Consider the following 3,554-nt stretch of genomic DNA (forward strand, 5'->3'; position numbering starts at 1 on the left):
TTCAGAGGACCAGGAGCGACGGCCGATGTAATTGAACCCTGGCGGGTGCAATCACCTCGGCTCGGGCGAGCGCGCCGTTTTGATCCCGTCTTCTCGTCGTGTGCACTGCGGCCACTGGCGACCGCGCAGGCAAGGCGTACCGCCGGCTCATCCGACGGGCGATCCCACCGGCACCGGCACCGGCTCTGGCGCCAGCGCGGGGGCCGTTGCCTCCTGCCCCTCCACACGCAGCTGCGGGAGCTAGCGGTCGAGCCACCCCGGCAGCCACCAGTTCGCACGGCCGAGCAGCGCCATCGTCGCCGGGACGAGGATCATCCGCGCCACGGTTGCGTCGAGCGCGATCGCGACCGCCAGCCCGAGCCCGATCATCTTGACGAACGGGTTCGGGTTGACCACGAAGGACAGGAAGACGGCCATCATGATCAGCGCGCCGCAGGTGATGACGCGTCCCGAGGCAGCCAACCCGCGGGCGACGGACTCGACGTAGTCGCCGGTAGCCGCGTACGCCTCTCAGATGCGTGACAGGAGGAAACCTCGTAGTCCATCGACCGTCCGAACAGCACGGCGAAGAAGATGGCCGGCAGCGGCGAGGCGATGAGGTAAGTGTCCTGCAGGCCGATCAGCCCGCCGAGCCAGCCCCACCGGAACACCGCGACGACGACGCCGTAGGCCGCGCCGATGGACAGCAGGTTCATGACCGTCGACTTGAGCGCCACAATGACCGAATGGAACACAACCATCAGCAGCAGGAACGAGGCCGCCAACACCGCGCTGAGCAGCAGCGGCAGCGTGTCGGCTAGCTGCGGCAGCCCCGGACGCGCCTACGTTGATCCAGTGCACCGAGGCCCGTTCACGCGCTGGCCGACGCCGTCCTCGCCGCCGTGCTGTTCGTGCTCACGCTGCTGCTCACCGACGGGGCGGGCGACTCCGTGGTGCTGCGCGACGTCGGCGCCGTCCCGCTCTGGATCGTGCTGCTGCTCGCGGTCGCTGTTGCCGGAGCCGCTGTCAGCGACCCCGCACACCGGGCCTGCCTCGAGCGTCACACCCGGGCCTGGGCGGGGTCGCGGCCGGCGGTGGCTCGAATGGTCCGGGGCCAGGTCCATGCGGCGCGCAGGATGAAGGCCAGGAGCAGCAGCTCGAGTCCGATGGAGAGGCCGTAGAAGTAGAAGTAGGTCCAGGACTCGCCCTCCGCGTTGTACACCGAGACGGGAATGTAGAGCGTTGCCACGACGAGGTTGGTGGCGCGGTTGACACGGGCGGGGAGTGTCGTGGAGAGCAGGATCATGAGGATCGGGATGGCCACGAGCGTGAGCGCAAGGGCGACAAAGGTTGGGCCGGTGTCGAACTCATGAACGACGCCGACCAGGATGTCGTTGATGAAGCCGGGCTTGTACAGGGCGAGGTAGTCGACGTAGATGTAGAGGAACATGAAGCTGGCCCAGGCTGCGGCGAGCTTCGCCTGGACCGGGATGTGCGCTTCCTGGAGCGCACCGGCTGGTCTGTCGGTTCTGGTCATCACGTCTCCTGTGTGCTGGCGTCAGCCGGGTCGGCTCACTCGATGTCTTAACCATGACCAGCGTTGACGGGCGCCACATCCGCTTGCGGGCTCGAGCGGTCCTGGCCGCAGGCGCGGGACATCCGCAGTACTTTCGGCTGATCCGCCCGAGCGGCGGCCCCCTTACGTTGTCCGGGAGGGGGAAGCATGCGTGCTGGGATCTTGGCTGAGCCTCGCCCCGCACGCCCGCCGGTGCGGGTCTGGCGGGACTGGGCGCTGTCCTCGGCTCTTGTCGCGATCTCGCTCGTCGAGGTACTGCTGCGCGACGACAGGGCGTGGGCGCCGCTGCTGGTCGGTGTCAGCGTCGTGGTCGCGGCGTGCCTGCTGTGGCGACGCACGCGGCCGCTGGCCGCAGTCACCGTTGCCTTCGGAGCCGTTCTCGCGTTCGACATCGCGAGGATCGCGGTCATTGATGCCACCGGTCTGCTGGGCATCGCAGGGCTGCTTGTGTTGCCCTACGCCCTGCTGCGCTGGGGAGCAGCTCGCGAGGCTGCCCTCGGACTCGGCATCATCCTCATCTGGCTACCCGTCACCCTCATCGCGGACCCGACCTCACCCGCGGAGAAGGTCGCCGGTTACGGCTTCTTCCTGTTCTCGGCCGCGCTCGGCGCGGCAGTGCGCTACCGCACCAGAAGCCACGACCGCGACATCGAGCAGGTGCGGCTTCACCAGCGCAACGAACTCGCCCGCGAGCTGCACGACACGGTCGGCCACCGCGTCTTGGCCATCGCCGTCCAGGCACAGGCAGGTCGCGCGCTGTCCGCCGCAGATCCGAAGCGCGCGCTGGCTACCCTGGTCACCATTGAGGAAGAGGCGTCCCGGACGCTCAAGGAGATGCGAGCCCTCGTAGGCGTGCTGCGCGACGGAACGGACGCCGATCTCGCCCCCCGGCGAGGGGTGGTGGACGTCGAACGACTCGCTCGTCCCGGCGGCGAGGTGCTGGGCGTCCGCGTGCAGGTCTCCGGTGACGTCGAGGCCGTTGAGCCAGCAGTCAGCACCGCCCTCTACCTGATCGCCGCCGAGGCGGTCACCAACGCGACCCGCCACGCCTCCGGCGCCACCCACGTCACCGTCGACGTCACCGCATCCCGCAGCCAGGTGCACCTGCGAGTGCGCGATGACGGCGAGGCGAGTACGACCAGCTCCCCGCACGCCGGCTACGGGCTGCGCGGCATGGCCGAGCGGGCGAGCCTGCTCGGCGGCACCCTCCGGGCGGGACCTGGCCCGGACGGCGGCTGGAGCGTCGACGCCTCGCTGCCTCGGACAGCGCGCGCGTCATGACCATCCGCGTGCTGGTCGCTGACGACCAGGACATCGTCAGGGCAGGGCTCTGCATGATCTTGGACGCCCAACCGGGCATCGCCGTCGTCGGCGAGGCCGCCGACGGCCGCCGGGCGATCGCCATGGCCCGTTCGCTGCGTCCCGATGTGTGCCTGCTGGACATCCGCATGCCCGAGGTCGACGGGATCGAAGCCACCCGCCAGCTCGCCGGGGCCGACGTCGCCGATCCTCTGGCGGTCGTCGTCATCACCACTTTCGACCTCGACGAGTACGTCTACGGCGCGCTGAAGGCAGGCGCCCGAGGCTTCCTCCTCAAGGACGCCGGCGCCGAGATGCTCACCCAGGCCATCCATGCCGCCGCCCGCGGCGACGCCCTGATCGCACCGAACATCACCGCGAGGCTCCTGTCCTCCTTCGCGAACAGCCGCTCGCGCTCGGTGCCAGCTGAGCCTGTCGAGCCGCTGACCGCTCGCGAGGAACAGGTCCTGCTGGCTGCCGCTCGCGGCCGGACCAACAGCGAGATCGGCGATGAGCTGTCCATCAGCCTCAGCACCGTCAAGACCCACATCGCCGCCCTGATGCGCAAGCTCAACGCCCGCAACCGCGTCGAGATCGTCATGTGGGCCTACGAGACACGCCGCGTCGGCACCTGATCGGCGCCCGCATACTCGAATCGCGGAAGCAGGAGCGCCGGGGGGCCGGATAAGGCGAGGAACTC

General features: G+C 69.3%; 5 protein-coding genes. 2 read left to right on the forward strand and 3 right to left on the reverse strand.

The window, feature by feature from the left end; all coding sequences use genetic code 11:
• Positions 1-240 precede the first annotated feature (240 nt).
• The 3 genes from ACNAVT_RS31580 to ACNAVT_RS31590 all read right to left on the reverse strand — a co-directional run bounded on the left by ACNAVT_RS31580 (position 241) and on the right by ACNAVT_RS31590 (position 1,516).
• Positions 241-462 carry an MMPL family transporter gene (locus ACNAVT_RS31580; RefSeq protein WP_416301631.1) on the reverse strand — a complete coding sequence of 74 codons (222 nt, stop codon included), beginning with the start codon at positions 460-462 and terminating at the stop codon, positions 241-243.
• On the reverse strand, positions 423-767 hold the full coding sequence (locus tag ACNAVT_RS31585) for a hypothetical protein (protein ID WP_416301633.1): 345 nt from the start codon (positions 765-767) through the stop codon (positions 423-425). The genes ACNAVT_RS31580 and ACNAVT_RS31585 overlap by 40 nt, the downstream gene beginning before the upstream one ends.
• Before the next feature lie 272 nt (positions 768-1,039).
• Positions 1,040-1,516 carry a DUF6326 family protein gene (locus ACNAVT_RS31590; protein ID WP_393083041.1) on the reverse strand — a complete coding sequence of 159 codons (477 nt, stop codon included), beginning with the start codon at positions 1,514-1,516 and terminating at the stop codon, positions 1,040-1,042.
• A gap of 186 nt (positions 1,517-1,702) precedes the next feature.
• On the opposite strand from ACNAVT_RS31590, the gene ACNAVT_RS31595 reads away from it, so the two are divergent.
• Both ACNAVT_RS31595 and ACNAVT_RS31600 read left to right on the forward strand, forming a co-directional pair.
• Positions 1,703-2,836 (forward strand): sensor histidine kinase, encoded by a 1,134-nt coding sequence (locus tag ACNAVT_RS31595; RefSeq protein WP_357447539.1) that lies wholly within the window; start codon positions 1,703-1,705, stop codon positions 2,834-2,836.
• Positions 2,833-3,489 (forward strand): response regulator, encoded by a 657-nt coding sequence (locus ACNAVT_RS31600; protein WP_189050226.1) that lies wholly within the window; start codon positions 2,833-2,835, stop codon positions 3,487-3,489. The genes ACNAVT_RS31595 and ACNAVT_RS31600 overlap by 4 nt, the downstream gene beginning before the upstream one ends.
• Positions 3,490-3,554 lie beyond the last annotated feature (65 nt).

This window comes from Micromonospora sp. SL4-19 (assembly GCF_047921475.1).
In the GTDB taxonomy this organism is placed as follows: Bacteria; Actinomycetota; Actinomycetes; order Mycobacteriales; family Micromonosporaceae; genus Micromonospora.